Genomic DNA, 24,721 nt, shown 5'->3' with positions numbered 1-24,721 from the left:
ACCTTTACCTTAAAGCTTAGCGACAGCAAGAAGGCTAGGGAATTTCAGAGTGTACGTAATAGTTCGATTGATTAAACTCCTGTCATATACCTATAAGGGGTATATATATGTTTTGTCGTAGAATGAATGGATTTATTTCAAAGAATGCTGTGTGGGATAAGAGAAAACAAGGAATTTATAAAAAAATATAAAAATCATTATATAAAACCATTGATTACCTTAGGGGGGTATGGTAAAATGAGGTTGTGATTAACAAACAATGAATGAACAAGAGGAGGATTTTAAATGGAACAGTTAACATTAAAGGTTGAGGGTATGTCTTGTGGACATTGTGTAAATTCTATTGAAGGAAGTGTAAAAGAATTAAACGGTGTGGAACAAGTGAAAGTTCAATTAGCAGAAGGAATTGTTGAAGTTACTATTAATCCATCAATCGTCACTTTAAAAGACATTGTTGTTGCAATCGAAGATCAAGGATACGATGTCCAATAATAATTTTTAAATATAGAAGTAAATCGTACTTTATATGGAGTACGATTTATTTTGCTAATAATTATACCTCGTGAGGGTATATAGAGGTGAGAGGAATGAATGAACAAAAAGAGGCCAATCTTCAAATATCAGGAATGACATGTGCAGCATGTGCAAATAGAATTGAAAAGGGTCTTAAAAAAGTTGAAGGTGTTCAAGATGCAAATGTGAATTTTGCACTTGAAAAAACAAAAATTGTGTACGATCCAACTCAAACAAATCCGCAAGAATTTAAAGAAAAAGTTGAATCGTTAGGATATGGGGTTGTAAGTGATAAAGCTGAATTTACCGTATCGGGAATGACGTGTGCTGCATGTGCGAATAGGGTGGAAAAACGTTTAAATAAGCTAGATGGTGTGAGTAAGGCAACAGTAAATTTCGCTTTAGAATCAGCTACTGTAGAATTTAATCCTGATGAAATTAATGTTAATGAAATGAAGAGTACGATTACAAAATTAGGGTATAAATTAGAAGTGAAATCAGATGAGCAAAATTTATCAACAGATCATCGATTACAAGAAATTGAGCGACAAAAGAAAAAGTTTATTATTTCGTTTGTTTTATCATTTCCGTTATTGTGGGCAATGGTAAGTCACTTCTCATTTACATCGTTTATTTATTTACCTGATATGCTTATGAATCCGTGGGTGCAGCTAGCTCTTGCAACTCCAGTGCAGTTTATAATTGGAGCTCAGTTTTATATTGGTGCGTATAAAGCATTACGCAATAAAAGTGCAAACATGGATGTTCTCGTGGCACTCGGAACGTCAGCAGCTTATTTCTATAGTGTGTATTTAAGTGTTCAATCGATAGGTTCCTCGGAACATATGACAGATTTATATTTTGAAACGAGTGCGGTACTTATTACATTAATTATTTTAGGTAAATTATTTGAGGCAAAAGCAAAAGGACGTTCATCAGAAGCTATTAAAAAATTGATGGGATTACAGGCGAAAACTGCTACAGTTGTACGAGATGGAACAGAAATGAAAATTTTAATCGAAGAAGTGGTAGCTGGTGATGTTGTCTATGTTAAACCTGGTGAAAAAATCCCAGTAGATGGAGAAATTGTAGAAGGAAAATCAGCGATAGATGAATCGATGTTAACAGGCGAGAGTATTCCAGTTGATAAAACAATTGGGGATGTAGTAATCGGTTCTACAATGAATAAAAATGGATTTTTAAAAGTTAAGGCAACTAAGGTAGGAAGAGACACTGCATTAGCTCAAATTATTAAAGTAGTGGAAGAGGCTCAAGGTTCGAAAGCTCCTATTCAAAGGGTAGCTGATCAAATTTCAGGTATTTTCGTACCTGTTGTAGTTGTGATTGCTATAATCACATTTGCGGTATGGATGATATTTGTTACACCTGGTGATTTTGGAGGAGCACTTGAGAAAATGATAGCAGTGCTTGTTATCGCTTGTCCATGTGCATTAGGTCTTGCAACACCTACATCTATTATGGCGGGCTCAGGAAGATCAGCTGAATATGGCATTTTATTTAAAGGTGGAGAGCATTTAGAAGCAACCCATCGATTAGATACGATTATTTTAGATAAAACAGGTACAGTGACAAATGGAAAACCGGTATTAACTGATATAATTGTAGCAGATGGATTTGAAGAGAAGGAAATATTAAAATTAGTCGGTGCAGCAGAAAGAAATTCTGAACATCCACTTGCAGAAGCAATTGTAGAAGGAATTAAAGAAAAGGGAATTGATATCCCAAGTTCAGAAACGTTTGAAGCAATTCCGGGATTTGGTATTGAATCGGTTGTGGAAGGAAAACACTTATTAATTGGTACACGCCGATTAATGAAGAAGTTTAATATTGATATTGAAGAAGTTTCTAAATCGATGGAAGAACTAGAACGAGAAGGAAAAACAGCAATGTTAATAGCGATAGATAAGGAGCATGCTGGAATAGTTGCCGTTGCGGATACTGTAAAAGATACTTCAAAAGCAGCAATTGCAAGGCTTAAGAAAATGGGTCTAGACGTTGTTATGATTACAGGGGATAATACACAAACTGCTCAAGCAATTGCTAAGCAAGTTGGTATTGATCACGTAATTGCAGAAGTATTACCAGAAGGAAAAGCAGAAGAAGTGAAAAAACTTCAAGCTAGTGGTAAGAAAGTGGCTATGGTTGGAGATGGAATAAATGATGCTCCTGCTCTTGCTACAGCAGACATCGGAATGGCAATCGGAACAGGAACAGATGTAGCAATGGAAGCAGCGGATATTACGTTAATCCGTGGTGATTTAAATAGTATTGCTGATGCAATTTTTATGAGTAAAATGACGATTAGAAATATTAAGCAAAATCTATTCTGGGCGTTAGCTTATAACGGCCTAGGAATTCCAATTGCGGCGCTCGGTTTCTTAGCTCCTTGGGTTGCAGGTGCAGCAATGGCATTTAGCTCTGTATCGGTCGTATTAAATGCATTAAGATTACAAAGATTTAAATTAAAAACTTAAAAACTTAAAAACTTTTAACTATAATGAGAATTAAATATGCTTTTTTACAAAAAACAATATTTTGAATAAGTATTGTTTTTTGTTCGTATAGAAAGAAAAAAGATATAATATAGCAGAAATAGAAGTGATAGCTTGATGAGGAGATTTATATATGTTTAAAGATATTATAATTAGAACATTTCAGAAAGAGGATTTAGAACAAGTATTGCAATTATTCTATGAAACGGTTCATACGGTTAATGTAAAAGATTATAACTTGTTACAGTTACAGGCATGGGCTCCAGAGCGACTAGATAGAGAGAAATGGCTACAGTCTTTAGAAGAGAATATTTGTTACGTTGCTGATTATAAAGGTGTGATAGTAGGATTTGGGGATTATAATGAGGAACATTACGTAGATCGTTTATTTACGCATAAAGATTATCAAGGAAAAGGAATAGCTTCTTACATACTACAGAAGTTAGAAAAAGAAGCAGTGAACTTGCAGCATAGAGATATATATACAGAGGCCAGTATTACAGCAAAACCATTCTTTGAAAGGGTAGATTATATTTGCATAAAGGAACAAAATAAGCAGCATAATGGTCAGATTTTTATTAATTATGTAATGAAAAAAATAGCCTCCTCATAAATGAGAAGGCTATTTTTTCATTATTTTACAGCTTCTTTTAGTTCTTTACCAGCTTTGAAAGCAGGTACTTTAGAAGCTGCAATTTGCATTTCTTCACCAGTTTGTGGGTTACGGCCTGTACGAGCAGCTCTTTCGCGAACTTCGAATGTACCGAATCCGATAAGTTGTACTTTTTCACCAGCAGCTAAAGTGTTAGTGATTGATTCTACTACAGTTTGTAAAACTACAGTAGCTTCTTTTTGAGAAATCTCAGCATTTTGTGCTACGCTTTTAATTAATTCTGTTTTATTCATGTTTTTCACCTCATATGTAAATAATGCTATTTAAGTTGTTATTATAACGTATAAAACATTCGAGAACAAGTGTACGTAGATATATTCACGAAAAAAATGAAATTTGTAATATTTTTTAGGATCACTTTATAGACATTCAATTTAAGCGGACACAGATTTGTTCTTTATTTCAGTCTTCTCTGTAGTGGAAGATAGTTTCTTATTATAAGATATGAAATAAGGTAATGCTACAAATAACATACCTCCTACTAAATTGCCAAAGAAAACAAAAATGAAATTTGGAAAATATTCAGCCCAAGTTAAATGACCAGCAAAAATGGCAGCTGGAAGGACAAACATATTGGCTACAACGTGCTGAAAGCCAATAGCAACGAATGTCATAACTGGGAACCAAATACCGATAATCTTTCCGATAAATTCTTTACTTCCCATACTAAGCCAAACAGCTAAAGAAACGAGCCAATTACATCCAATTGCAGAAATGAAGGCTTGCAGTGGTGTATCTTGTAGTTTAGCTTGTGCAATAGATACTGTTTTCGCTAGAAAAGCTCCCTCTGTTAAGCCGACGATGTGACCGAAAAAATAAGCAACGAATACAGCGCCTATGAAATTGCTAAACGTAACAATAACTAAATTTCGTATTAAGTGAAATAAGGTGATTTTTTTGTGAAGCCAAGCCATTGAAACTGTCATCATGTTTCCGGTTACTAATTCGCCGCCCGCAAGAATAACGAGTATAAGACCGATAGGGAAGACAGCAGCACCTAAAAAACTAGTAAATGATCCCCAAGATTTTGGCATTGTCCCAATAACATGAATATCGAGTAAATATCCTAATGCTATAAAAGCACCACCGAAAAATCCGAGAATTAGCATAGGGAGTAAGGATAAATGAGCTTTTTTTCTTCCGGAATTAGCAGCAAGTTCAGTAATCTCTTCTGGTGTACATACAGACATGAATAACCCCTCCATAAATATTGTGATGGAACGAATAGAAGAAACATTTTTAAAAATCTATGTATTATAAAAATATGTTATGGAATGTGTATAAATTTGTCAAATTTATATGGGGATAAAATCGAGTGTAGCTTAACATTTTTTCATATTGTCACATCAATGTAACAAAAAGGTTTTAAACTACATCTAGAGGTGAAAACGTGAATACGCATCATGTAAAAAAAGAGAAAAAAAAATCAATCTTAAAGAAACTTATTATTAGTTTCATAAGTATATTAATGATTCCAGTAAGCTTGTATTTCTATGCGGCAGAAATAGAAAGAAAACTAGTAACAGTTACGTGGAATGAAATAGAAGCTCCTACGATTCCTAAAGAGTTTAATAACAAAAAAATATTGCAATTCTCAGATGTACATTTAGGGCCAGAGTTTACATTGAAACAACTAGAAAATTTGGTGGAGAAGATGAATGATTTACATCCAGATATAGTAGTTTTTACAGGAGATTTAATAGATAAGTTTGGATCTTATAATGCGGAAAGAGAAGAAGCGAAAGGGATTTTGCAGAAAATTCATGCTCCCCTAGGGAAATATGCTGTGTTTGGGAATCATGATAGAGGTGGGGGTGGTAGTTTATTTTACAAAAAGTACATGGAGGAGGCTGGTTTTTCTGTTTTAGTAAATGAAGTGCAGAAAATTAAAGTGGAAAATGGCAAGTATATTACAATATCAGGTTTGGATGATTTCTTATTAGGAAAACCACAAATAGACTCGACTTTAAAAAACTTAAGACAACAAGATTTCAATATGCTATTAGTGCATGAGCCTGATGTTGTAGACAAAGTAGCTCATTATCCAGTTGATTTTCAAATGTCAGGACATAGTCATGGAGGACAAGTTCAAATTCCCTTTGTGGGCCCTTTAATTACCACAAAATTAGCAGAGAAGTATGTTGAAGGAATGTATGAATTAGAAGGAACGAGTAAGCCGTTACATTTATATGTAAATCGAGGTATTGGGACGACTCGAATGCCTGTAAGATTTTGGAGTGTACCGGAACTTTCAGTTTTTGTATTGAAGCAAAATAGTAATTAGAATAGGGCGTTTAACATGTTTGAAAAGAAGAGAACTTTTAATAGAAAGTTCTTTTTCTATTGATTAAAACCAGAATATTGTGTACTTTTTATTTAAAGTGTTAAAAAGAAAGGGGAATTTCTATGATAGAAACATGGCATAAAGAATTGGAAAGTTTATATAACCAAATGGTTTCGTGGCGAAGAGATTTTCATCAATACCCAGAGCTATCGTTTCAAGAAATAGAAACACCAAAAAAAATAGCTGGAATCTTAAAAAGTTTTCATATTGATGTGAAAACAGATGTAGGTGGAAGAGGGGTAATCGGCGTAATTGAAGGTGGAAGACCTGGGAAGACGATAGCGTTACGTGCTGATTTTGATGCGCTACCTATTCAAGATGAAAAACAAGTTTCATATAAATCAAAAATTCCTGGCGTCATGCATGCTTGTGGGCATGATGGGCATACGGCAACACTTTTAGGAGTTGCGAAAGTATTAAGTGATAACCGAGACCAGCTTTCTGGAAAAATAGTACTTATACATCAACATGCAGAAGAGAAAGAACCTGGCGGGGCAATTGCTATGATTGAGGACGGTTGTTTAGAAGGGGTAGATATTGTCTTTGGTACACATTTATCTTCTCAAATGCCCTTAGGAATTGTTGGTGCGAAGGCTGGAGCGATGATGGCAGCAGCGGATACTTTTGAAGTGAAGATTCAAGGGCGAGGCGGTCACGGAGGTATGCCGCATCATACTGTAGATGCAATTATTGTAGCGACACAAGTTATTAATCAATTGCAACTTTTAGTGAGTCGAAAAATAGATCCACTTCAATCTGCCGTGTTAACAGTCGGTACATTCCACGCTGGTCAGGCGGATAATATTATTGCGGATACAGCAACACTAACAGGAACAATTCGAACGTTAGATCCTGAAATAAGAGATTTTATAGAAGAAGAATTCAAACGAATTGTAGAGGGAATCTGTCATTCACTCCATGCGGAAGTGGATATTCAATACAAACGTGGATATCCAATATTAATTAATCATTTGGATGAAACGAATCGTTTTATGAAAATTGCAGAGCGTGATTTTGGAAGAGAGCGTGTATTAGAGGTTCCACCAATTATGGGTGGAGAAGATTTTGCATACTACTTAGAACATGTTCCAGGAGCATTTTTCTTCACAGGTGCGGGTAATGAAGAAATAGGAGCAACATATCCACATCATCATCCTCAATTTGATTTTGATGAACGTGCAATGTTAGTTGGTGGTAAATTGCTTTTAAGTCTCGTAAATAGCTATTTAAGAAATGGAGAAGAATCTCTTCATAATTTAGATATGGATGTGAAATAGAAATAAAAATAGCACAGTTTTGAAACCTAAAAGTAGAAATGAAGAATCCGTTCGATTCTAATTTATTGTTTTGGAAGAGAGTTACACCCAATCATTGCTATAAAAGAATCATATATAAACATAGAAACAAGTAATTACTATTGTCATAGTGAATATAAACTTTTTTCTTGACTTTTTATACGAAGGCGAGCAAAATGGTAAAAAAGGAAGGGGGGATGATGATGGAAGAGTACGTATTGGAGCTTTATAATTTGCTATATACGACGGATTGGCAAGATATTGTTTCGTTTCTTGGGATAGTATTCTGTATGAAAATTGTAATCGTATATATGGAAGAGCAAGGTATGTTCTATTCCTTCTCATCCCCGTTCGATTTGCAACGAGAGCCGTTGCTAAACTATGCCAATATAAATGATAAACAAATTCCTTTTGTTATATCCTTTATGATTCGTTTTATAACGGCGATTGTGAAGAAGAAGGAAAGTGATGAAGAAGAATGCCATCCAACTTGTTATGTAGCCAACGCTTTTTAAGCTAAATACAAGGAGGAGATTTATATGTGGTTTCGATTTCTTATGATTGGTTTCTTTTCATTAACAGCAATTTCATTAATGGGATATCAAGTGTCTGAAATATATCAAGCGTATAGCAATACGTTTTTTAATAAAAACTAATCGCATTGCTATTTGAATAATAAAGCGATAAAATCCTTCTTAAGAAGTATTGTTAAGAAGGATTTTTTCTTTGCACCGTCTTACTGTGTCAAACTATTGTCACATTTACAACGTGAATAATATGTTAAAATAGTGAGGTTAATTATACATATTTGAATGAAGAGGAGTGACCAATTTGGTGGATCAATCAACAAATCAGAAAAGCTATGCTCCTATTGTGATAACGCTTTCTGTAATTGTAAATGCGATTATTTTATTTTTGTTCTTTGGACCTGTTGGCTATGAAGGAGAAGTACATTTTGATGTAACTATCTTACCAATGTTAAATGCAATTTTTAATAGTTTTACGTTTGTATTTTTATTAGCAGCTTTATTTTCTATTATTAAAAAGAATGTAAAGATGCATCGCGGTTTTATTCTTGCGGCATTTACAACGACTTTATTATTTTGTGTGTCATATTTATCGTATCATTACTTGGCACCGGCAACGCATTTCGGTGGAGAAGGTTTCATTAAATACGTGTATTTCATCATTTTAATTACACATATTATCCTTGCGGCAATTATTGTACCACTTGCATTGTTCGCACTTGTATTTGGTTTTACGAATCAATTAACACGTCACCGTAAAATTGTACGTTGGACGATGCCGATTTGGTTATATGTGAGTTTATCTGGTGTTATTGTTTACTTAATGATCTCACCTTATTATCAATAAAAAATCTCAGCCTAAAGGCTGGGATTTTTTTGTTAAGCAAATTTGTTTGTGAAATTAAAAAAGTGTGGTATACAAAAGTATAGTTGCTTTTCATATGGAAGGGATGGTAAAGGTATATGCAAAATTTTGTATTTCGTAATCCAGCAAAACTTATTTTTGGTAAAGGACAATTGGAGCAGTTAAAAACTGAAATTCTACAGTTCGGTAAAAAAGTTCTTCTCGTATATGGAGGAGGCAGTATTAAAAGAAACGGTATTTATGATAATGTAATTTCTATTTTAAAGGATATAAATGCGGAAGTGTTTGAGTTGACAGGTGTTGAACCGAATCCTCGTGTATCAACTGTAAAGAAAGGGGTTCAAATTTGTAAAGATAATGGAATCGACTTTATTTTAGCAGTTGGTGGAGGAAGTGTAATTGACTGTACGAAAGCGATTGCTGCTGGTAGTAAATATGATGGAGATGTATGGGATATTGTAACGAAAAAATCATTTGCTAGTGAGGCGCTACCGTTTGGTACTGTACTCACTCTTGCGGCAACTGGCTCTGAAATGAATGCAGGATCTGTAATTACAAACTGGGAAACGAATGAAAAATACGGCTGGGGTAGCCCGGTTACCTTCCCGCAGTTTTCGATCTTAGATCCAGTTCATACTGCGTCTGTACCGAAAGATCAAACAATTTACGGTATGGTCGATATTATGTCGCACGTATTAGAACAATATTTCCATCATGGAACAAATACAGAACTACAAGATCGTTATTGTGAATCTGTTTTAAGAACAGTAATTGAAACAGCACCTAAGCTTTTAAGTGATCTAGAAAATTATGAGCATAGGGAAACAATTTTATATTGTGGAACGATGGCGCTAAACGGCATTTTAGCGATGGGAGTAAGAGGGGATTGGGCAACTCATAATATTGAGCATGCAGTTTCTGCTGTTCATGATATACCGCACGGAGGTGGCCTTGCAATTCTATTCCCAAATTGGATGAAGCATGTTATAGATGAAAATGTGAGTCGCTTTAAACAGTTCGCTATTCGTGTATTCGATGTAGAAACAGATGGGAAGACAGATAAAGAGGTTGCATTAGAGGGAATTGAGGCGTTACGTCAATTTTGGACTTCAATTGAAGCGCCAGTAACATTAGCTGATTACGCTATTAGAGAAAGTGAAATTGACTTAATGGCGGATAAAGCGATGGCTTATGGTGAATTCGGTAACTTTAAAAAGTTAAATAAAGATGATGTTCTAAATATATATAAAGCTTCTTTATAAGTGAATCGAGAGAAGAAACCTATTTGATTGTTGTATCAAATAGGTTTCTTTTTTGTTATTTATAAATGTTTATGAATGTTTGTGATTATTTTTGATTGATTTTGATTGATTTTTGTGATCGTTTTCATTATACTGTAATCAAAGTAGAGGTGAAGAAAATGTTAACTCCTGAACGTCATCAAATGATATTGCAACTTGTAAAAGAACAAAAAGTTGTTAAATTGCAGCAATTAGTTGAAAGAACAGAAAGCTCTGAATCGACAATTCGTCGTGATTTAGCGCAATTGGAAAAACAAAGGTTATTAAAAAGAGTTCATGGTGGTGCCGCTGTTTTAACAGGAAAAGGACAGGAGCCAACAATGATTGAAAAATCATCCAAAAACATTCATATAAAGCAACAAATTGCAAAGTTTGCGGCCACCTTTGTTGAACAAGGTGATTGCATTTATGTAGATGCAGGAAGTACAACATTTGAAATGATTCCATTTTTAATAAATAAAGATGTTACTGTCGTTACGAATGGACTTATGCATATTGAAGCTTTAGTTGAAAATAATATTCGTGCGTATTTACTAGGCGGAATGATGAAGAGTAGGACGAAAGCCTTAATTGGTGCTATGGCGCAGGAAAGTATGCAGAAATATCGCTTTGATAAATGTTTTTTAGGAGCGAATGGTGTACATGAACAGCTTGGTTTTACAACACCAGATCCAGAAGAAGCACTCTTGAAACAAATGGCATTAACATTAGCAAACGAAGGTTATTTTTTAATTGATGAAAGTAAGTTTTCTGAAGTTGCATTTGCAAAAATTGCAAATGTTGAAGAGGCGAGCATTATTACCAATCATTTAGAAATTGATTTAGAAAAATATAAAAGACAAACCAATGTAATTGAGGCTGATAAACAATGATCTATACAGTTACTTTAAACCCATCTATTGATTATGTAGTACAAGTTAATTCTTTCGATTTAGGAACAGTAAATCGAGCAGAGAAAGATATGAAGTTTCCTGGAGGAAAAGGGATTAATGTTTCTCGCGTTCTTCATCGTTTAGGTGTCGAAAATGTAGCGCTTGGATTTACGGGTGGATTTACCGGTCAATTTATTAAAGATGTATTACATGATGAAGGTGTAACAACAAACTTCGTCCAAGTAGGTGGAGATTCCCGAATTAATGTGAAAGTAAAAGGGCAAGAAGAAACAGAGTTAAATGGACAGGGTCCTATTGTGACAAATGAGCAATTTGAACAATTGATGAAAAAAATTGAAAGTATGCAATCTGGAGATTGTGTTGTACTAGCTGGAAGTGTACCAGCTTCTATTCCAAATACCTTTTATGAGAAAATCGCAGCGTTTGGAGCCGAAAAAGGTATTCGAGTAGTAGTAGATGCAAGTGGAAGTGCACTGCAGCATGTAACTAAAAATAAGCCATTTTTAATAAAGCCAAATCATCATGAACTTGGTGAGTTATTCGGAGTGGAGCTTTCAACAGTAGAAGACATTTTACCATATGGAAGAAAATTAATCGAACAAGGTGTAGAGCACGTTATAGTATCAATGGCAGGAGATGGAGCTTTATTATTTACGGCAGAAGGTATATATGAAGCAACTGTTCCAAAAGGTGTTGTAATAAATTCAGTTGGGGCAGGAGATTCCCTTGTTGCAGGGTTTGTAGGTAAATATGAGCAGACAAAAAATATTGAAAAGGCATTTCAATATGGTGTTGCAACAGGGAGTGCAACAGCATTTTCGGCGGATTTATGTACAAAGGAAAAAGTAGAAGAATTATTGTCGCAAGTAATTGTAGCTAAGCGATAGGGGGAAGTAACATATGAAAATTACAGAACTATTAAAAAGGGATATAGTCATTATGAATTTGACAGCTTCAAATAAAGAAGCTGTTATAGATGAATTAGTTGAGAAATTAAATGGTGCGAATCGTTTAAATAATAAAGCTGAATTTAAAGAATCTATTTTAAAGAGAGAATCACAAAGCACAACTGGAATTGGTGAAGGTATTGCTATACCTCATGCAAAGACGAAAGCTGTTAAGCAACCAGCGATTTGTTTTGGTAGAAGTGTAAGCGGTATCAACTATGAATCGCTTGATGGACAGCCTGCTCATTTATTCTTTATGATTGCTGCGAGTGAAGGGGCAAATAATACGCATTTAGAAACGTTGTCTCGTCTATCTACATTGTTAATGGATGAAGGTTTTCGTAAACAATTATTAGAAGCAAAGGATGAAGAGGAACTTCTTCGTTTATTTGATGAAAAAGAGAATGAAAAAGAAGAAGCTGAAATTGAAGTTGCAAAACCAGAAGGGAATGAACCATACGTATTAGCTGTTACAGCTTGTCCGACTGGTATCGCTCACACATATATGGCTGCTGATAGTTTAAAAGCAAAAGCAGCAGAGTTAGGGATTGCGATTAAAGTTGAAACGAACGGATCAACAGGTATAAAGAACGGTTTAACGAAAGAGGATATTGAACGCGCAACAGCGATTATTGTTGCGGCAGATAAACAAGTAGAAATGAACCGTTTTGCTGGAAAGCATGTCATTCAAGTGCCAGTCGCTGATGGTATTAGAAAAACTGAAATCCTTCTTAATCGAGCTGTAAAACAAGATGCACCAATCTTTAAAGGTGCAAAAGAGAATGGGAAGCCAGAAAATGTAGAGAAAGAAAAAGGGCTAGGAATTTATAAGCATTTAATGAGCGGTGTAAGTAATATGCTTCCATTCGTTGTTGGTGGCGGGATTTTAATTGCGCTAGCGTTTTGGGTTGGTGGTATAAAGGCAGAAGGACCTTTAGCTGAATTGCTAATGTCTATTGGTGGAGGAAAAACAGGTGCATTTTTATTCCTTGTACCAATTTTAGCTGGATTTATTGCGAGTTCTATTGCTGATCGTCCTGGTTTTATGCCTGGTGTTGTAGGTGGGTTTTTAGCAGCACAAGCGAATGCTGGATTTTTAGGTGGATTAATCGCTGGTTTCTTAGCTGGATATGTTGTTTTAGGGTTGAAAAGATTATTTTCAGGATTACCAGTACAGTTAGAAGGAATTAAACCTGTTTTGTTATATCCAGTCTTGGGATTGTTGATTACAGGAGTTGTTATGCAAAAAGTAGTAAATCCACCTGTAGTAGCATTAAATGAAATGTTAACAGGATGGTTAAATGGTTTGAGTGGTACGAATGCTATATTATTAGGTCTTATTTTAGGTGGTATGATGGCAATTGATATGGGTGGTCCAATTAATAAAGCTGCATTTACATTTGGTATTGCTGCAATAGAAGCAAAGAATTTTGGAGTGCACTCCGCTGTTATGGCTGGTGGTATGGTACCGCCATTAGCAATTGCATTAGCAACTACATTCTTTAAAACGAAGTTTACAGAAGCGGAGCGTAAATCTGGTTTAACAAATTATATAATGGGAGCGTCGTTTATTACAGAAGGTGCGATTCCATTTGCAGCTGCAGATCCGGTTCGAGTAATTGTAAGTTGTGTTGTTGGTTCAAGTATTGCCGGTGCGTTATCTATGTTATTCCAAATTACATTACCGGCACCACATGGTGGGTTATTTGTTATAGCATTAGTAAATAAACCGTTGCTATATATTTTCTCTATATTAATAGGGACGATTGTTTCAGCTATTATGATAGGTGTTTGGAAGAAGAGAGTTAAATAAAAGATAAAAAGGGACAGCTAATAGGAGCTGTTCCTTTTTCGTTACAAAAAAGTAATTTAATAATTGGATTATGATGGATTTTGGTAAAAGATGTAATGAAAAGTGATTTTTTTGTAACAAAAAAGTAATACTGTAATTTTTTCTGGAAAAAAATTCTTATACTATCTTATGGTAAATATATGAAAACCCTTGATAATTATGGTAGAAATACAATTCTTTAATATGGGAATTTATGTTACAAATCATTAATCGTTTATTACGAATGCTTTGTAATTGTGTGATTTTCGAAATTCTGTAAAAGACTGTTGCTATAATGAGAACACGAAAACAAAGCAAATGGAGGCTATTCATGAAGAAATTATTAGGTATAGCAACAGCAGCAGTTTTTGGTCTTGGGATTTTTGTAGGTTCTGCTAAAGCGGAAACGATTGTAACAACAGATGTATTAAACGTTAGAGAAAACCCAACTGTAGAATCAAAGCTTGTAGGTAAAATGTTAAGTGGAAATAAATTAGATGTTATAAATACAGAAAACGGATGGTCCAAAATTAAATTAGATGGAAAAGAAGCGTTTGTAAGTGCTGAGTTTACGAAAAGTTCTTATTATGTAACAGCAAACGTATTAAACGTTCGTGCTGGAGCGAATACTGATTCAGAAATTCTTGGCACGCTTAAAAAAGATGACTTGATTGAAACGACAAATCAAGTACAAAAAGAATGGTTACAATTCGAATATGATGGGAAAGCGGCGTATGTTCACGTACCATTTTTAACAGGTACAGCACCTGTTATTGAAAGAAATGAAGTTCCAGCTCAAGCTGAAGCGCCAACTAAGGTGAAAACGGCGGTTAAAAATGATACAGCAGTTAAGGAGAAAACTCCGGCTAAAAATGATACAGCAGTTAATGGAAAAGGATCTGTTAAAAGTGGAGAATCAAGTAAACCAGTAGCGCAAGCGAAGCCGGCAGCTAAACCAGTGACGAAATCTACTGAAACAAGTGCACCTGCTGGTGGTCGTGAAATAACAGTAGAAGCGACAGCTTACACAGCTAATCCGAGTGAAAATGGCACATATGGTGGTCGTGTGTTAACTGCGATGGGGCATGATTTAACAGCGAATCCAAATATGAAAGTTATTGCTGTTGATCCGAAAGTAATTCCTCTCGGATCAAAAGTGTGGGTGGAAGGATATGGAGAAGCAATTGCTGGAGATACTGGTGGTGCGATTAAAGGAAACCGTATTGATGTTTTAGTTGGTTCAGATAGCACTGCTGATAGTTGGGGTCGTAAATCCGTTAAAGTGAAAGTTATAAAATAATTTATTAAAATAAAAAACGGCTGCTTGAAAATGTCTAAGCGGCCGCTTTTTTTATATAAGAATTATTGAAAAGGGTAAATTGTTTTACCTGTAATAATTTTATACGCGGTGCAAAATTGAGTTTGCATATACTCTGTATTTTTATTTTCTGGATGTAACGCTGTTTCTTGAAGAGTAGAATGAAAGGAACGTAGTAAACAATTTAGTGCGAAGTATAATTCTTCTTGTGAACAATTTTGTTCTTTTGTAGCAGTAGCTAAAATAAGGTCTTTTATTAATAATGGAAAATCGATAGTGGCTTGTTTCATAGTCATTGCACCCTCTCCGAGCTATTTTTTATCATGTATATGCAGAATTGGACAAGCTATGCTCTTTTTTTATGTGTAATTTCATGTACTGGATTCAAAGAACTTGCAATCATGCCGTTAAAATTGGTAAGATTGGGTATAATCAATAGATGGAGTATATTAGATAAAGAGAGTTGAATGATATGGGAGAAGTGCAACGTGAAAAAGTTGCTGTCATCATTGGGCCAACTGCTGTCGGAAAGACGAAATTAAGTATCGATCTTGCAAAAGCGTTGAATGGTGAGATTATTAGTGGTGATTCCATGCAAATTTATCGTACGATGGATATTGGGACTGCAAAGGTAACGACGGATGAGATGGACGGAATTCCGCATTATATGATTGATATAAAAAATCCGGAAGATTCATTTTCTGTGGCGGAATTTCAAGAACGTGTTCGTAAGTACATTCGAGAAATTACAGAGCGCGGGAAATTACCGATTATTGTTGGTGGAACCGGCCTTTATATACAATCTGTTCTATTCGATTACCAGTTTACCGATAAGGCTGGGGATGCTGTTTACCGAGAGCAGATGGAAAAGTTAGCGTTAGAACACGGTGTGGAATATGTACATGAAAAGTTGCAAGAAGTAGATCCGGAAAGTGCGGAGCGTATTCATGCAAATAATGTAAGGCGTGTTATTCGGGCGTTGGAAATTTTTCACACGACGGGTGAAAAAATGAGTAACCAGCTCGAAAAGCAAGAAAACGAGTTACTGTACGATGTTTCATTAATTGGCTTGACAATGGATCGAGAAATGCTATACGATCGCATTAACTTGCGTGTTGACCTAATGGTTGAACAAGGTTTATTAGAGGAAGTAAAAGGTCTGCATGAAAGAGGAGTGCGAGAGTGTCAATCTATTCAAGCGATTGGTTATAAAGAGTTATATGATTATTTTGAGAATCGTGTCTCTTTAGAAGAATCGGTATCACAATTAAAGACGAATTCACGCCGTTATGCAAAACGTCAATTAACGTGGTTCCGTAATAAAATGGATGTCGCGTGGTTCGATGTTACTGATGGTGAAAAAACGTCAGAAATTTTACGATACATAGAAGGAAAGTTACAACTAAAGTCGAATAATAGTAAGTAGAGAAAAAGAGGAGGATTCGACATGAAGCAATCAATCAATATTCAAGATCAGTTTTTAAATCAACTCCGTAAAGAAAATACGTTCGTTACGCTGTACTTATTAAATGGTTTCCAGCTTCGTGGATTAATTAAAGGTTTTGATAACTTTACAGTCCTACTGGAAACAGAAGGTAAGCAACAGCTTATTTATAAACATGCAATTTCTACATTTGTACCACAAAAAAATGTTTCCATTGAATTAGAATAGTAATTAACTGTACATAACAAAAAAGAGCGAGAGAACTCGCTCTTTTTTTATTTGTCATTAACTACATAAGATTGAAATTTAAGCGATTCTAAATACAGTTAGCCTGATGTTAGTGTTTCCGGTTGCAGGAATTGTAATCTCGTTAAGAGTAGATTGGACAGAGAGATTTGTGCCAGCTGCTAAAGTTTCAATTGTTGTAAAGGAAAGTGAGTCGCCTATTAGATTTGAAGAGAAGTTGTCAGTTGCGACTGCTCCATTAATTGAAATTCCTACTCCAAGTGGAGCACATCCTGGCGCAGTTGTAGAAATGGATACGCTAATTACATAAATACCAGCATTGATAACAGTAACTGTATTTGTGCCGTTAAAGATAATATCGTTTACGTTAATTGCAGTACTAAAGATAAAGTTATTAAATTGGAGGACTGTTTGTTGAATGTTGTTTGTAACAACAATTGTTGCTACTGGGAAGCCAGTTCCAGTTGGTCCAGTAGGTCCTGTAACACCAATGCCCGTAGCGCCCGTAGCACCAGTTGGTCCTTGAGCCCCCGTGTTACCTTGGGCACCAGTATTACCTTGAGGTCCAGTAGCGCCCGCCGCCCCCGTGTTGCCTTGAGGTCCGGTAGAGCCAGTGGCACCAGTGTTGCCTTGAGGTCCGGTAGAACCAGTAGCGCCCGTGTTGCCTTGAGCGCCTGTATTACCTTGAGGTCCAGTAGAACCGGTAGCGCCCGTGTTACCTTGAGGTCCAGTAGAACCAATAGCGCCCGTGTTGCCTTGAGGTCCGGTAGAACCAGTAGCGCCCGTGTTGCCTTGAGCGCCTGTATTACCCTGAGGTCCGGTAGAACCAGTAGCACCAGTGTTACCTTGAGGTCCAGTAGAACCAGTAGCGCCCGTGTTACCTTGAGGTCCGGTAGAGCCAGTGGCACCAGTGTTGCCTTGAGGTCCGGTAGAGCCAGTAGCGCCCGTATTACCTTGAGGTCCGGTAGAGCCAGTGGCACCAGTGTTGCCTTGAGGTCCAGTAGAACCAGTAGCGCCCGTGTTACCTTGAGGTCCGGTAGAGCCAGTGGCACCAGTGTTGCCTTGAGGTCCGGTAGAGCCAGTAGCGCCCGTATTACCTTGAGGTCCGGTAGAGCCAGTGGCACCAGTGTTGCCTTGAGGTCCAGTAGAACCAGTAGCGCCCGTGTTACCTTGAGGTCCGGTAGAGCCAGTGGCACCAGTGTTGCCTTGAGGTCCGGTAGAGCCAGTAGCGCCCGTATGACCTTGAGGTCCAGTAGGTCCTCTGCCGAACGAAGCAGAATTAACTAGGGTGGTTTGTAATTCGGCAATTAGTTTAAGAAGCTCTTGAAGTGTGCAGTGATCAATTCGGAATAGTTTTGTAATGTATAGTAAATAATTAATTAAGCTTTGAAGTTCAATAAATACAGCGCTTGCTACGAAGGTCTTATTTCTTAATATAGTTATTAAGTTTTTAATGATGGCTAATCCTTGTGCTTTCAGGGAGGAAGTAGCGTCTAGTGAACAGATGAATTTGCTTAGTAGGTTTAATGTATCTATTAAATCTTCAATATTTTTTTTGGATGGATCGGCGAAAATTTTTGGGATTATTCTTATTAAATCGGTAATAATTGCGCGGAATGTTCTAAATTGTGCTTTAGTAATTGGGATCGTTGGGGTAGTTGGAATTCGTCCGGCACTACCTGGAAAGCATGGTTTGGAGAAGTTATCTTGATTGTCGTTAAAGCGAGACATTAAATCTCTCCTTTCTAATGAGAATGTGAACAACACTCATCATAGTAGATGCAGGGAATAGTTAAATGGTCATAGTAAAATTGATTGTTTCGAAAAAAAATAGAAAAAACGCCTTATTTTAAGGCGTTTTTTCTATTTTCTTCGTATTTATAATATCGTTTTAGTGAAATTTTTGATTTGAAGCCAACTAATTTTATGATCTCTGGTTCCGGGGTTTGTTTTTTTATTAGGCGTAAAATAAAGGTGTTCCGAAAATGTTGGCCAGAAATGCCTTTACGTAAATTTGCTCTTGCTACTTCAAGTCGGATCATTTTTTGAATAGCAATTTCTGTTAATGCCTTTGGTGCATTATTTTCGTATACCCATCTGTATGTTCCACGGTTAAAATCGAATGCAACAAACAAAGGGTCATTACTATGGTATTTAGGACGAACTGGTTCTGGAATACTTTTATAATATGTGTACAGTTGTTTTTTGTCTTCGGTTGCTAATGTGATTGTTCTTTCTACTCCTGCGGTTGCTGGAATAGACAATGTATTAGTTTCGAAATGAACATGATGCATAGTTAACGATGTAAGTTCTTGTAAGGATAGTCCGTAGTCGATTAGTAGACTTAAAATAGCAATATTACGATCCAATAATAATGGTCGAACAGGAAGTTGTTTTTCTGAGAGCCCTTCCAATGAAGAGACTATATGTTTTAATCTTTTTTCTTCATCGGATGAAATAAAATCTTCATTGCGTAATGCACGGTCTGGTTGGATGACAATTTCCATATTTTTCAATGGATTAGGAATGTTTAGAAAGTGATACATTCTATTTAGTACAATAAATACACGATGCATCGTTTTTTCTGAGTAGTGTCGATTCTTTTTTAAGTCGGAAAAGTAATTTTCATAGTCTTTTGTACAAAGTGTAGCCCATATATTACTGGAAGGGAGCTTTTTGTTTTTTTCTAACCAATGTCCAAAATCTTCAATGTCATAAACATAACGTTTAATAGTCGAAGACTTTCGGCCTTTATTCAATAAAAAAATAGAAAAGGCTTGTATTGTATCATGGAATTCCGTTGTTTCCATAGTCCCACCACCTTAATTCTTTCTTATATTATAGCAAATTTTTCTGAAAATAGGCATTTGCAAGAGGGACTGGAATAATAATATTTGGTGAGTGGATAAAATGAGGTGATTGTATGGAACAATCGATGCGTAAGAAAAATAATAATCAAATTAATATTGTATTAAACCATCGAAAGAAAATTTCGTTACCGGCATCAGAAAATAAAACGGTAATTTCAAGTGAAACCACTACTAAACATGAGATGTTGCAGAGAATTGAAGAAGAGATGGGAAAACTTGTTGGGATGGATGATATAAAAAAGATAATAAAAGAAATTTATGCTTGGATTTATGTAAATAAAAAAAGGCAAGAGGTGGGGTTGAAGTCTGAGAAGCAAGTGCTTCACATGTTATTTAGGGGGAATCCCGGTACTGGGAAGACAACCGTTGCTAGAATGATAGGGAAATTGTTGTTTGAGATGAATATTTTATCGAAGGGGCATTTAGTTGAAGCTGAACGTGCTGATCTTGTAGGTGAGTATATCGGTCATACAGCACAAAAGACAAGAGATTTAATAAAGAAGGCTATGGGAGGGATTTTATTTATTGATGAGGCGTATTCATTAGCACGGGGTGGAGAGAAGGATTTTGGGAAGGAAGCTATTGATACACTTGTGAAGCATATGGAAGATAAGCAGCACGGTTTTGTATTAATTTTAGCTGGATATTCAAGAGAGATGAATCATTTTCTTTCATTAAATCCAGGATTACAATCTCGTTTTCCGTTTATTATTGAATTTGCGGATTACTCGGTAAATCAGTTGTTGGAAATTGGAAAGAGAATGTATGAAGAGCGTGAATATCAGTTGTCGAAAGAAGCAGAGTGGAAATTTAGAGATCATTTACACGCGGTAAAGTATTCGTCACAAATTACATCGTTTAGTAATGGGCGATACGTACGGAATATTGTTGAAAAATCAATTCGCACACAAGCTATGCGATTGTTACAAGAGGATACGTATGATAAATATGATTTAATTGGGATATCAAGTATGGATTTGATGCTTGAAGAGGAGACGCACAGTACGTAAACTGTGCGTCTGTTTTTTGATGTATAAGTACGTTACTCTTTTTTCGCTTTTTCTTGGTAAGATTTATGGAAGCGTTCCATTTTAGCGCTTTTTTCGTGTGCTGAATTAGGATCGTGTGTAATTTGGTCTACTGAGCTTTTTTGAGCGCCTTTATTAACATGGTTTGTCATTTGTATTCACCTCGCTTTAAAAATTAGTATAAACATTATGTAAAGAAAAACTCGTTAGAAAAGAAAAACCTCTTTACGATATGTAAAGAGGTTAGAGTGCTATTTATGCATTGAACGTTCCTTTGTATCGATACGTCTATGCGGTAAATGCCATTTGTAATGAATAGAAATCATGCGGAAGCAAACAATTAAAATGAATAAGGTGTATAGAGCCCAATCGCTAACGATAATTTTAGCGCCAATTAAGAAACCTGCTAAAATCGTCCAAAACGCATATACTTCAGATCGGAGGACAAGAGGCTTTCTGCGAGCTAAAAGGTCGCGAATAATACCGCCGCCGATGCCTGTTAAAACTGCAGCTACGATTGTAGCGCTAATTGGTAAATCCAGTTTTTGAGCATATAGTGCTCCTTGTACAGCGAATGCTGATAAACCGATGGCGTCCGTGATGTTTTCCCACTTTTTCCAATGTCTAATTAATTTATTTGGAAAAAGAAAAATAATCGTCATTGATAATAGTGCGATTTGGAATAACATGTCTTGTTGCCAAAATGCGACGATTGGATAACCGATTAATAAATTACGAAGGGCACCTCCCCCAAATGCGGTTGCCATTCCTAAAATATATACCCCGAAAATATCATAATCTTCTTCCATTGCAACAATGGCTCCGCTTAGTGCGAAGGCGATTGTGCCTATGATGCTAAAAATCTCCCATGCCATGAATTTTCTCCCCCGCTAACTAGATGAAATATGCTTCCTCTGCTATTATATTAGAAGGTTTAAATTTCGAAAAGGATGAGTGAACATATTTGATGGAAGAAAAAGAAAAAGTCATATTAGTTGGCTGTCAATTGTCGCAAGATGATGATGAAAAATTTATGCATTCCATGAAAGAGCTTGTATCGCTAGCAAAGACTGCGCGAGCGGAAGTGTTAGTATCAACGACGCAAAAGCGCCCGAAGTTTCATCCTGCGACTTATATAGGAAAAGGTAAACTTGAAGAGCTTACGCTGTTAACTGAAGAATTAGAACCAGCTGTTATTATTTTTAACAACGAGTTAACGCCAAGCCAAATTCGGAACTTATCTTCAGTATTAGATGCGAGAGTGATTGACCGAACGCAGTTAATACTAGATATCTTTGCGCAACGTGCGAAATCAAGAGAGGGTAAGCTTCAAGTAGAGCTAGCTCAGTTGCAATATACAATGCCGCGCCTTATGGGGCAAGGTTTGTCTTTATCACGTCTTGGTGGTGGAATTGGTACAAGAGGACCGGGAGAGACGAAGCTTGAAACGGACCGTCGTCATATTCGATCACGTATTGATGAAATAAAGAAGCAACTTGCGGTTGTTGTAGAACATCGAAAAAGATATCGTGAGAGAAGGAAAGATAATAAAGTGTTTCAAGTTTCGTTAATTGGGTATACAAATGCAGGGAAATCTACGTTGTTTAATAGATTAACGGAAGCTGATACGTTTGAAGAAAATTTATTGTTTGCAACGCTAGATCCGACGACAAGAAAGATGCCGTTACCTTCTGGTTATACAGTGCTTTTGACTGATACGGTTGGTTTTATACAAGATTTACCTACGTCACTAATCGCTGCTTTTCGATCTACGTTAGAAGAAGCTGGTGAAGCGGATGTTATTTTACATGTTGTTGATTCGGCAGACCCTAATTATGTAGGGCATGAGCAGACGGTAAAACAATTATTGTCAGACCTTGAAGTTAATCATATTCCTATTATTACGTTATATAATAAAAAAGATAAATTGCATCAAAACTTCATTCCATTTCCGAAAAGTGATTTCTTAATGACTAGTGCTTTTGAAGAAAGTGATTTACTGCGTATAAAAGAAGCGATAGAAATGAAGATGAAGGAAGAAATGGATGATTATCAAGTGGAAATTCCTCCGGGTGAAGGTAGGTTGTTAACGCTTTTAAAGACGGAAACGTTATTAACTAAAATGGAGTTTCTAGAAGATAAATTTGTATATGATTGTACAGGATATATATTTGCTCATTCATCGCTTAATGGGCAATTAAAGAGATTTTTAGTGGAAGAAGGAGAAAATAATAATGTTTGATCGTTTGAAAAATGGAGAAAAAATTGCTCCAATCGTAAAAGAAGTAGAAAGTCAAGTTGTAGAAGTGCATAAACGTGTGGATGAAGTAATTGAGAGTAATCAATTTCGTGTGCTAGAAAGTTTTCGTAAACATAAAATTAGTGATTCGCATTTTATTCCGACGACAGGTTATGGGTATGATGATATTGGTCGTGACACGTTAGAGAAGGTGTATGCGGATGTATTTGGAGCGGAAGCGGGTCTTGTTCGTCCTCAAATTATTTCGGGTACTCATGCAATTTCAACAGCTTTATTTGGTATTTTACGTCCGGGAGATGAGTTACTATACATAACGGGGAAACCGTATGATACGCTAGAAGAAATCGTTGGTGTGCGCGGGAAAGGTGTAGGTTCTTTTAGAGAATATAATATCGGATATAACGCGGTTCCGCTAACTGGAGCGGGGCTTGTTGACTTTGAAGCTGTTGCAGCTGCGATCCATAGTAATACGAAGATGGTTGGTATTCAGCGTTCGAAAGGATATGCTACTCGTCCGTCGTTTACCGTTTCACAAATTAAAGAGATGATCGCGTTTGTTAAAGAAATTAAGCCTGATGTTGTTGTATTTGTAGATAACTGCTATGGCGAGTTTATTGAAGAACAAGAGCCGTGTCATGTTGGTGCGGACTTAATGGCAGGTTCTCTTATTAAGAATCCTGGCGGGGGAATTGTTAAAACTGGTGGTTACATTGTAGGTAAAGAACAGTATGTTGAAGCATGTGCATATCGTCTAACATCTCCGGGGATTGGTGCGGAAGCAGGGGCATCTTTATACAGTCTGCAAGAAATGTATCAAGGTTTCTTCTTAGCGCCGCATGTGGCGGGGCAAGCGCTAAAAGGTGCGATTTTTACAGCGGCATTTTTAGAGAAGTTAGGAATGAACACATCACCAGCGTGGAATGCGTCAAGAACGGATTTAATTCAATCTGTTCAGTTTGATGATAAAAATCGTATGATTGCATTCTGTCAAGCGATTCAATATGCATCTCCAATTAATTCTCATTTCACTCCATATGCAAACTATATGCCAGGTTATGAAGATGATGTAATTATGGCTGCAGGGACGTTTATTCAAGGTGCAAGTATCGAATTATCTGCGGATGGTCCGATTCGTCCTCCTTATGTTGCATACGTACAAGGTGGATTGACGTATTCTCATGTGAAGATTGCAATTTGTTCTGCAATTGATGCGTTAATTGAAAAAAATCTATTAACAATTTCTTAAGGGGAAGCTGTCGATTTCGACAGCTTTTTTTCGTGTGAAAGCAATGATTTTTACCATTAGAAAAAAGAGTGGAATTTTTTTAAAAAAAATCATGTAAGAAAAGCTAACATCTATTGACATGAAACATAACATAATATAAAATGGGAAGCAGTTAAGGCGAAGGAGGAACTGAAATGATGAAAGAAGATAGACGTTCTGCTCCGCTGTTTCCTATTGGTATTGTAATGGATTTAACACAATTATCTGCACGTCAAATTCGCTACTATGAAGAGCATAATCTTATTTTTCCAACCCGTACAAAAGGGAATCGTAGATTATTTTCATTTAACGATGTAGATAAATTGTTAGAAATTAAAGATTTGTTAGATCAAGGCTTAAATATGGCCGGAATTAAACAAGTATTGCAAATGAAAGAAAATCAAACAGAAGCAGTGAAAGTAAAAGAAGAAACGAAAGAAATTTCAAAATCCGAGCTTCGCAAAATTCTTCGAGATGAACTACAGCATACAGGTAGATTTAATCGAACTTCATTGCGGCAAGGTGATATTTCAAGATTTTTTCACTAAAGATAACTGATTCTGAAGGTGTTTAGAGGGACTAAGGAGGA

At 36.2% G+C, this 24,721-nt stretch carries 25 protein-coding genes; 18 read left to right on the top strand and 7 right to left on the bottom strand.

What is annotated here, in order from left to right; genetic code table 11:
* The first annotated feature begins 285 nt into the window (after positions 1–285).
* From copZ to CQZ94_RS10645, 3 genes are all read left to right on the top strand, one after another.
* Positions 286–492 carry a copper chaperone CopZ gene (copZ, locus tag CQZ94_RS10655; protein ID WP_105585372.1) on the top strand — a complete coding sequence of 69 codons (207 nt, stop codon included), beginning with the start codon at positions 286–288 and terminating at the stop codon, positions 490–492.
* Positions 493–587: 95 nt separating this feature from the next.
* Entirely contained in the window at positions 588–3,008 is a 2,421-nt protein-coding gene (locus tag CQZ94_RS10650; protein WP_105585371.1) for a heavy metal translocating P-type ATPase, read from the top strand.
* A gap of 151 nt (positions 3,009–3,159) precedes the next feature.
* A complete protein-coding gene (locus CQZ94_RS10645; protein WP_105585370.1) occupies positions 3,160–3,639 on the top strand; it encodes a GNAT family N-acetyltransferase in 480 nt (159 codons plus the stop codon).
* A 20-nt stretch (positions 3,640–3,659) separates the two neighbouring features.
* Here the strand turns inward: CQZ94_RS10645 and CQZ94_RS10640 are convergent, their stop codons facing one another.
* On the bottom strand, positions 3,660–3,932 hold the full coding sequence (locus tag CQZ94_RS10640; protein ID WP_001043913.1) for an HU family DNA-binding protein: 273 nt from the start codon (positions 3,930–3,932) through the stop codon (positions 3,660–3,662).
* Between the two features lie 141 nt (positions 3,933–4,073).
* On the bottom strand, positions 4,074–4,889 hold the full coding sequence (locus tag CQZ94_RS10635; RefSeq protein WP_105585369.1) for a formate/nitrite transporter family protein: 816 nt from the start codon (positions 4,887–4,889) through the stop codon (positions 4,074–4,076).
* 200 nt (positions 4,890–5,089) lie between these two features.
* Here CQZ94_RS10635 and CQZ94_RS10630 point away from each other — a divergent pair, with 200 nt between their 5' ends.
* The 9 genes from CQZ94_RS10630 (at position 5,090) to entD (ending at position 15,002) form a co-directional block, all read left to right on the top strand.
* On the top strand, positions 5,090–5,983 hold the full coding sequence (locus tag CQZ94_RS10630) for a metallophosphoesterase (RefSeq protein WP_105585368.1): 894 nt from the start codon (positions 5,090–5,092) through the stop codon (positions 5,981–5,983).
* Between the two features lie 122 nt (positions 5,984–6,105).
* A complete protein-coding gene (locus tag CQZ94_RS10625) occupies positions 6,106–7,320 on the top strand; it encodes an amidohydrolase (protein WP_105585367.1) in 1,215 nt (404 codons plus the stop codon).
* Between the two features lie 194 nt (positions 7,321–7,514).
* Positions 7,515–7,853 (top strand): hypothetical protein, encoded by a 339-nt coding sequence (locus tag CQZ94_RS10620; protein ID WP_142395805.1) that lies wholly within the window; start codon positions 7,515–7,517, stop codon positions 7,851–7,853.
* A gap of 316 nt (positions 7,854–8,169) precedes the next feature.
* Positions 8,170–8,712, top strand: a complete 543-nt coding sequence (locus CQZ94_RS10610; protein ID WP_000228315.1) for a DUF420 domain-containing protein — start codon at positions 8,170–8,172, stop codon at positions 8,710–8,712.
* A gap of 116 nt (positions 8,713–8,828) precedes the next feature.
* A complete protein-coding gene (locus CQZ94_RS10605; RefSeq protein WP_105585365.1) occupies positions 8,829–9,992 on the top strand; it encodes an iron-containing alcohol dehydrogenase in 1,164 nt (387 codons plus the stop codon).
* A 158-nt stretch (positions 9,993–10,150) separates the two neighbouring features.
* Entirely contained in the window at positions 10,151–10,903 is a 753-nt protein-coding gene (locus tag CQZ94_RS10600; RefSeq protein WP_105585364.1) for a DeoR/GlpR family DNA-binding transcription regulator, read from the top strand.
* Positions 10,900–11,811: a 1-phosphofructokinase gene (gene pfkB, locus CQZ94_RS10595; protein ID WP_105585363.1), complete on the top strand. Its 912-nt coding sequence runs from the start codon at positions 10,900–10,902 to the stop codon at positions 11,809–11,811. Before CQZ94_RS10600 ends, pfkB begins: the two co-directional genes overlap by 4 nt.
* A 13-nt stretch (positions 11,812–11,824) precedes the next feature.
* Positions 11,825–13,684: a PTS fructose transporter subunit IIABC gene (locus CQZ94_RS10590; protein WP_105585362.1), complete on the top strand. Its 1,860-nt coding sequence runs from the start codon at positions 11,825–11,827 to the stop codon at positions 13,682–13,684.
* Between the two features lie 349 nt (positions 13,685–14,033).
* A complete protein-coding gene (entD, locus tag CQZ94_RS10580; RefSeq protein WP_105585361.1) occupies positions 14,034–15,002 on the top strand; it encodes a cell wall-binding protein EntD in 969 nt (322 codons plus the stop codon).
* Between the two features lie 62 nt (positions 15,003–15,064).
* Here the strand turns inward: entD and CQZ94_RS10575 are convergent, their stop codons facing one another.
* Entirely contained in the window at positions 15,065–15,310 is a 246-nt protein-coding gene (locus tag CQZ94_RS10575) for a hypothetical protein (RefSeq protein ID WP_002199601.1), read from the bottom strand.
* 182 nt (positions 15,311–15,492) lie between these two features.
* On the opposite strand from CQZ94_RS10575, the gene miaA reads away from it, so the two are divergent.
* Both miaA and hfq read left to right on the top strand, forming a co-directional pair.
* Positions 15,493–16,446, top strand: coding sequence for a tRNA (adenosine(37)-N6)-dimethylallyltransferase MiaA (gene miaA / locus CQZ94_RS10570; RefSeq protein WP_105585360.1), 954 nt, complete (start codon positions 15,493–15,495; stop codon positions 16,444–16,446).
* A 21-nt stretch (positions 16,447–16,467) separates the two neighbouring features.
* Positions 16,468–16,692: an RNA chaperone Hfq gene (hfq, locus tag CQZ94_RS10565; RefSeq protein WP_000813896.1), complete on the top strand. Its 225-nt coding sequence runs from the start codon at positions 16,468–16,470 to the stop codon at positions 16,690–16,692.
* A 78-nt stretch (positions 16,693–16,770) separates the two neighbouring features.
* On the opposite strand, the gene CQZ94_RS10560 is transcribed toward hfq, so the two are convergent.
* Positions 16,771–18,441 (bottom strand): Gly-Xaa-Xaa repeat protein, encoded by a 1,671-nt coding sequence (locus CQZ94_RS10560; RefSeq protein ID WP_105585359.1) that lies wholly within the window; start codon positions 18,439–18,441, stop codon positions 16,771–16,773.
* A 113-nt stretch (positions 18,442–18,554) separates the two neighbouring features.
* On the bottom strand, positions 18,555–19,520 hold the full coding sequence (locus CQZ94_RS10555; RefSeq protein WP_105585358.1) for a tyrosine-type recombinase/integrase: 966 nt from the start codon (positions 19,518–19,520) through the stop codon (positions 18,555–18,557).
* 113 nt (positions 19,521–19,633) lie between these two features.
* Here CQZ94_RS10555 and spoVK point away from each other — a divergent pair, with 113 nt between their 5' ends.
* Positions 19,634–20,590 carry a stage V sporulation protein K gene (spoVK, locus tag CQZ94_RS10550; protein WP_002111259.1) on the top strand — a complete coding sequence of 319 codons (957 nt, stop codon included), beginning with the start codon at positions 19,634–19,636 and terminating at the stop codon, positions 20,588–20,590.
* Positions 20,591–20,622: 32 nt separating this feature from the next.
* Here spoVK and CQZ94_RS31170 read toward each other — a convergent pair whose 3' ends face one another.
* The gene (locus CQZ94_RS31170) at positions 20,623–20,760 is read right to left on the bottom strand and encodes a hypothetical protein (RefSeq protein WP_002111258.1); all 138 of its coding nucleotides are present in this window, start codon (positions 20,758–20,760) and stop codon (positions 20,623–20,625) included.
* Positions 20,761–20,859: 99 nt separating this feature from the next.
* A complete protein-coding gene (locus CQZ94_RS10545) occupies positions 20,860–21,483 on the bottom strand; it encodes a trimeric intracellular cation channel family protein (protein WP_105585357.1) in 624 nt (207 codons plus the stop codon).
* A gap of 92 nt (positions 21,484–21,575) precedes the next feature.
* Here CQZ94_RS10545 and hflX point away from each other — a divergent pair, with 92 nt between their 5' ends.
* The 3 genes from hflX (at position 21,576) to glnR (ending at position 24,680) form a co-directional block, all read left to right on the top strand.
* Positions 21,576–22,850 (top strand): GTPase HflX, encoded by a 1,275-nt coding sequence (gene hflX, locus CQZ94_RS10540; protein ID WP_142395804.1) that lies wholly within the window; start codon positions 21,576–21,578, stop codon positions 22,848–22,850.
* Positions 22,843–24,114, top strand: a complete 1,272-nt coding sequence (locus CQZ94_RS10535; protein WP_105585355.1) for a methionine gamma-lyase family protein — start codon at positions 22,843–22,845, stop codon at positions 24,112–24,114. The genes hflX and CQZ94_RS10535 overlap by 8 nt, the downstream gene beginning before the upstream one ends.
* 176 nt (positions 24,115–24,290) lie before the next feature.
* Positions 24,291–24,680 (top strand): transcriptional repressor GlnR, encoded by a 390-nt coding sequence (glnR, locus tag CQZ94_RS10530; RefSeq protein ID WP_002014475.1) that lies wholly within the window; start codon positions 24,291–24,293, stop codon positions 24,678–24,680.
* Positions 24,681–24,721 lie beyond the last annotated feature (41 nt).

The organism is Bacillus sp. MYb209, from assembly GCF_002975175.1.
Classification (GTDB): Bacteria; Bacillota; Bacilli; order Bacillales; family Bacillaceae_G; genus Bacillus_A.
Note: the sequence above shows the minus strand (reverse complement) of the source record. Positions and strands in the feature narration are given on the sequence as shown.

What these genes read in the sequence shown, in the direction of transcription:
- CQZ94_RS10535 (WP_105585355.1), top strand. Translation starts at nt 22,843, where the DNA reads ATGTTTGATCGTTTGAAAAATGGAGAAAAAATTGCTCCAATCGTAAAA.
- CQZ94_RS10590 (WP_105585362.1), top strand. Translation starts at nt 11,825, where the DNA reads ATGAAAATTACAGAACTATTAAAAAGGGATATAGTCATTATGAATTTG.
- CQZ94_RS10625 (WP_105585367.1), top strand. Translation starts at nt 6,106, where the DNA reads ATGATAGAAACATGGCATAAAGAATTGGAAAGTTTATATAACCAAATG.
- miaA (WP_105585360.1), top strand. Translation starts at nt 15,493, where the DNA reads ATGGGAGAAGTGCAACGTGAAAAAGTTGCTGTCATCATTGGGCCAACT.
- CQZ94_RS10640 (WP_001043913.1), bottom strand. Translation starts at nt 3,932, where the DNA reads ATGAATAAAACAGAATTAATTAAAAGCGTAGCACAAAATGCTGAGATT.
- CQZ94_RS10555 (WP_105585358.1), bottom strand. Translation starts at nt 19,520, where the DNA reads ATGGAAACAACGGAATTCCATGATACAATACAAGCCTTTTCTATTTTT.
- CQZ94_RS10605 (WP_105585365.1), top strand. Translation starts at nt 8,829, where the DNA reads ATGCAAAATTTTGTATTTCGTAATCCAGCAAAACTTATTTTTGGTAAA.
- hfq (WP_000813896.1), top strand. Translation starts at nt 16,468, where the DNA reads ATGAAGCAATCAATCAATATTCAAGATCAGTTTTTAAATCAACTCCGT.
- CQZ94_RS31170 (WP_002111258.1), bottom strand. Translation starts at nt 20,760, where the DNA reads ATGACAAACCATGTTAATAAAGGCGCTCAAAAAAGCTCAGTAGACCAA.
- CQZ94_RS10600 (WP_105585364.1), top strand. Translation starts at nt 10,151, where the DNA reads ATGTTAACTCCTGAACGTCATCAAATGATATTGCAACTTGTAAAAGAA.
- entD (WP_105585361.1), top strand. Translation starts at nt 14,034, where the DNA reads ATGAAGAAATTATTAGGTATAGCAACAGCAGCAGTTTTTGGTCTTGGG.
- pfkB (WP_105585363.1), top strand. Translation starts at nt 10,900, where the DNA reads ATGATCTATACAGTTACTTTAAACCCATCTATTGATTATGTAGTACAA.
- spoVK (WP_002111259.1), top strand. Translation starts at nt 19,634, where the DNA reads ATGGAACAATCGATGCGTAAGAAAAATAATAATCAAATTAATATTGTA.
- glnR (WP_002014475.1), top strand. Translation starts at nt 24,291, where the DNA reads ATGAAAGAAGATAGACGTTCTGCTCCGCTGTTTCCTATTGGTATTGTA.
- CQZ94_RS10635 (WP_105585369.1), bottom strand. Translation starts at nt 4,889, where the DNA reads ATGTCTGTATGTACACCAGAAGAGATTACTGAACTTGCTGCTAATTCC.
- copZ (WP_105585372.1), top strand. Translation starts at nt 286, where the DNA reads ATGGAACAGTTAACATTAAAGGTTGAGGGTATGTCTTGTGGACATTGT.
- CQZ94_RS10560 (WP_105585359.1), bottom strand. Translation starts at nt 18,441, where the DNA reads ATGTCTCGCTTTAACGACAATCAAGATAACTTCTCCAAACCATGCTTT.
- CQZ94_RS10575 (WP_002199601.1), bottom strand. Translation starts at nt 15,310, where the DNA reads ATGAAACAAGCCACTATCGATTTTCCATTATTAATAAAAGACCTTATT.
- CQZ94_RS10650 (WP_105585371.1), top strand. Translation starts at nt 588, where the DNA reads ATGAATGAACAAAAAGAGGCCAATCTTCAAATATCAGGAATGACATGT.
- CQZ94_RS10545 (WP_105585357.1), bottom strand. Translation starts at nt 21,483, where the DNA reads ATGGCATGGGAGATTTTTAGCATCATAGGCACAATCGCCTTCGCACTA.
- hflX (WP_142395804.1), top strand. Translation starts at nt 21,576, where the DNA reads ATGGAAGAAAAAGAAAAAGTCATATTAGTTGGCTGTCAATTGTCGCAA.
- CQZ94_RS10620 (WP_142395805.1), top strand. Translation starts at nt 7,515, where the DNA reads ATGGTAAAAAAGGAAGGGGGGATGATGATGGAAGAGTACGTATTGGAG.
- CQZ94_RS10645 (WP_105585370.1), top strand. Translation starts at nt 3,160, where the DNA reads ATGTTTAAAGATATTATAATTAGAACATTTCAGAAAGAGGATTTAGAA.